General features: G+C 59.9%; 4 protein-coding genes. 1 reads left to right on the top strand and 3 read right to left on the bottom strand.

The genetic code is table 11. From position 1 onward, the window contains the following. Positions 1-107 precede the first annotated feature (107 nt). Complete coding sequence (locus tag AX760_RS02755) at positions 108-776, bottom strand: GntR family transcriptional regulator (RefSeq protein ID WP_071831311.1); 669 nt, start codon at positions 774-776, stop codon at positions 108-110. A gap of 451 nt (positions 777-1227) precedes the next feature. On the opposite strand from AX760_RS02755, the gene AX760_RS02760 reads away from it, so the two are divergent. Beyond that, on the top strand, positions 1228-1827 hold the full coding sequence (locus AX760_RS02760) for a transglutaminase-like cysteine peptidase (RefSeq protein WP_083531041.1): 600 nt from the start codon (positions 1228-1230) through the stop codon (positions 1825-1827). A gap of 112 nt (positions 1828-1939) precedes the next feature. On the opposite strand, the gene AX760_RS02765 is transcribed toward AX760_RS02760, so the two are convergent. Further along, positions 1940-2605 carry a TetR/AcrR family transcriptional regulator gene (locus tag AX760_RS02765; RefSeq protein ID WP_071831312.1) on the bottom strand — a complete coding sequence of 222 codons (666 nt, stop codon included), beginning with the start codon at positions 2603-2605 and terminating at the stop codon, positions 1940-1942. A 296-nt stretch (positions 2606-2901) separates the two neighbouring features. Next, positions 2902-3576, bottom strand: coding sequence for a GntR family transcriptional regulator (locus tag AX760_RS02770; RefSeq protein WP_071831313.1), 675 nt, complete (start codon positions 3574-3576; stop codon positions 2902-2904). Positions 3577-3609 lie beyond the last annotated feature (33 nt).

Consider the following 3609-nt stretch of genomic DNA (forward strand, 5'->3'; position numbering starts at 1 on the left):
GATATATTTTCATATTATCTATAATTTATGGATGTGCGCAAGCGCTATCCCCCGCTCCTGACGAGGGCGGTCAGGGATGCAGGGTTTGGGTACTGGAATCGGATCGTTCAGCCGACGATGGCGAAGGCGTCGCGCAGGGACCCCGAGGCGCTTCTCACCGGCTTCTGGCCGATCCACTGAACGTGTCGCTCCAGGACGGCAATCGCATTGTCGATCTTGCCCTGGCGCAGGAAACCGAGAATGGCGCGATGATCATGGTCGGTGCGCACCTCCCAATCGGAGCGCCATGCGGAAAACAGGAAGCGGGCACTGACCGCATGCAGATCATCAATGGCAGCCAGCAGGCGCGGCATGTCGCAGGGCGCCAGAAGCAGCCGGTGGAAACGGCGGTTCGCCTCTTCCCAGGACCGCACATCGCGGGAATTGTCGCCGGCAACCGTTGCCTCTTCGGCGCGGTCGAGAATCGATGCCGTCAGGTGGGGAGCCGCATGGCGCAGCGCCAGAACTTCGAGCGACGCGCGCATCTGCGCGACCTCGCTTACCTCCTTCAGATCGAAGGAGGCCACCCGGACACCGCGACGCGGCTCACTGACGGCAAGCCCCTGGGCTTCCAGCCGACGAAAGGCCTCGCGCACGGGCACATGGCTCGCCCCGAATTCCTCTGCGATATGATCCTGCCGCAGCTTCGCCCCCGGTTCGAGCTGACCGGTGATGATCCTGTCGGCGAGGATTCGGCTGATGCGGCTTGCGATCGTGTCTTCATTCATGGCGGCCATGCAGCATAGATAAATTGCGCAACCAAGCCTGTCGAGCCTGATTGACGGCAGGCGGCGCGGTCCGGTGGGTTTCGGACGCAAGGACGTGGCCATGGCCCGTGCAACCGCGAACCGCCACAGGCCGCCGTCCAACTGCAAGACCACGTCCGCCCGATGATCCTTGGCAAGGCTGGCGGTGCGATCCTACGGCGAGGCAGGGCAGACCGGCACCGGCATAGTCGCGAACCGGCAGGCCCTCGCGTTTTTGAGGACAGAGGAGGCGCGACGGAAAAACGGCGCATCGTTCGAATTTTAACAATCCAATTATCCGAACCGCAAAACTGCTTTCGTAGGGTGTGGAACAGGGAAGCAGATCGAGACAGCGGTTTGCCTGGCATGAAGCCTTTCCCAGCGGAATCAATCCGAAGAGAAAACGAAAAAACGGCTTAGCGCTGGAAAATCGGGGATTAGCATGTTCAAGAAACTGATCGTGACCGCAATTGCCACCCTCCCGCTCCTCTTCGGTGCAACGGTCGCTGATGCTGCCGGTCCTGCAGGCTTCAGCCGCGGGATTGCCAAGACCCCGGCCGTCAGTTTTATCCGGGAAAGATCACCCACGCTTGCGCCATTCGCCCATGTCAAATTCTGCAAGAGCAATCCGGCCGACTGCAATGCCGGCCGCGGCGAAGCCATCGTCAACCTGACCGGCGCCAAACGCGGCCAATTGCAGAGCGTGAATGCGCAGGTCAATCGCTCGATGCGTGCGCGCTCGGACCAGAATGGTGCCGCTGGCGATATCTGGCAGGCGGGGACACAGTCTGGCGATTGCGAAGACTTCGCGCTAACCAAGCGTCGTCAGCTGATCAGCATGGGATGGTCACCCCGTTCCCTGCGCGTGGCCGTCGCCACCACATCATCCGGCGAAGGGCACGCCGTTCTCCTGGTCAAAACCTCCAAGGGTGATCTTGTCCTCGACAACCGGACATCGACGATCAAGAACTGGCGCCGGACCGATTTGCGCTGGGTGAAGATCCAGTCCGGAGACAACCCACGGCGCTGGTTTTCGCTCTGACGTCATCTGGCCGTATAAAGCTGAAAAAGGCTGACGAGGCGCAACGCGCTGTCGTAGCAGCCGTCAGCCGCCACGACAAGGATAGAGGTCCGCGCCTGCTTGAGGGGTGGGCTCACGGCTTTGGTGCGGCGGCCCCCTCGTCGGTCAGGAGATAGCTGAGAACCGCATCCGAGATCATCTGTTTATGGCGGGCATACATATCCGGGGCGGAAAGGTCACAACGGAAAATCGTACCGAACGTATGACGATTCGACACCCGGAAAAAACAGAAGGCGCTGATCAGCATATGCAGATCGATCGGATCAACATCGCGGCGGAACGTACCTTCGGCAAGACCGCGTGCGAGTATGTCCGAGAGCGTTTCGACAATTGAAATATTGAGATCGCGAATCTCGGTTGACCGGCGCATATGCGCGGCATGGTGGATGTTTTCGATGCTGACGAGCCGCACGAATTCTGGATTTTGCTCGTCATGATCGAAAGTGCTCGCGATCAGCGTGCGCAGGGCTTCGGCCGGCGGCATGCCGGACAGTTCGAGATCTGCTTCCAGAGACCGGATCTTGCGGTAGGCTTTCTCCAGGACGGCGAGATAGAGCCCTTCCTTGCCACCGAAATAATAGTAGATCATCCGTTTGGAAGTGCGTGTCCGCTCGGCGATGGCGTCGACCCTGCCGCCAGCCAGCCCATGGGCGACAAATTCCTCGGTCGCAACGTTGAGAATGTCTTCCTTGGTTTTTGCTGGATCGTTTTTGCGGGGCTCGCGTTCGGCTTTCGGCATTTCAACATCACTTTCAGGGCGCCAAGCCAATGTTGACCGCAATGCCGGGCTCGCCTCCTCGTTCATAATTCAGATCACGGGGCGGTTTCAACCCAATATCCCCGATCAATGAGCACAAACGCATGTGCACGATTTATCCGATGAGTGAATTCAGCACCCCAGCAGCGCCTTCGCCAAAGGCTCTTGTTCGAAAGCGGCGAGCAGGCAGCCCAACAGCACGGCGAGAATATCCGCTCAAAGAGGAGGGTGTTTCCTGCCGGCCGGCCGCAGCACAGCCTTGATCGGGAGCTTGCCGCTCACGGGATACGCCCGCTGCTCAAGACATGCTCCGCACCACTCCTGACATGATGCGCAAGCATTGCGCGGGCACCGTCCACATCGCGTTTCATCGAAAGATCGAACAACAGCCTGTGGTCGTCGACAACAGGCTTGCCGCGAAAGCTCTCCGCCAGAAGGTGATAGCGCAGGAACCGATCGAACACCGAGGACAAGGTTGCCATCAGGGTAACGGAATTGCATGCCGACACCAGCGCCTGATGGAACTCCCAGTCATACCGGACCCAGTCCACCGTCCGTGACCCATCGCCGGCGAGCAGACGGTTTTCGATGGCGGAGAGCTTGTGGTGTGCCGAGACGATCCGCGCCTCCCAATCGAGGTCTCCGGCCGCAAAGGAGAGGCTGATCGCGTGGCTTTCCAGCAGTATCCGCAGGTCGGCAAGTTCCTGAAGCTCCTGGCGGGAAGCCGGACTGACCTCGAAGCCCCGCTGCCCTTCGGCCACCACAAGGTTTTCAGTCGTCAACTGGCTCAGGATTTCGCGCAGTGTGGAGACGCTGACGCTATAGCGCTCTTTCGCCTGCTCGAGCCTGATCTTCGTGCCAGGCGGCAAGGCGCCGGAAATGATGTCCTGCCTGATCTGCCGGAAGGTAATTTCGCCGACCGTCTGCGCGCTCGTTCTGACCTGTTTCAGCATTGCCTCCTCGAGAGTTGACGATCAGTTTATAGG

The sequence above is a fragment of the Pararhizobium antarcticum genome, assembly GCF_001885585.1.
Classification (GTDB): Bacteria; Pseudomonadota; Alphaproteobacteria; order Rhizobiales; family Rhizobiaceae; genus Pararhizobium; species Pararhizobium antarcticum.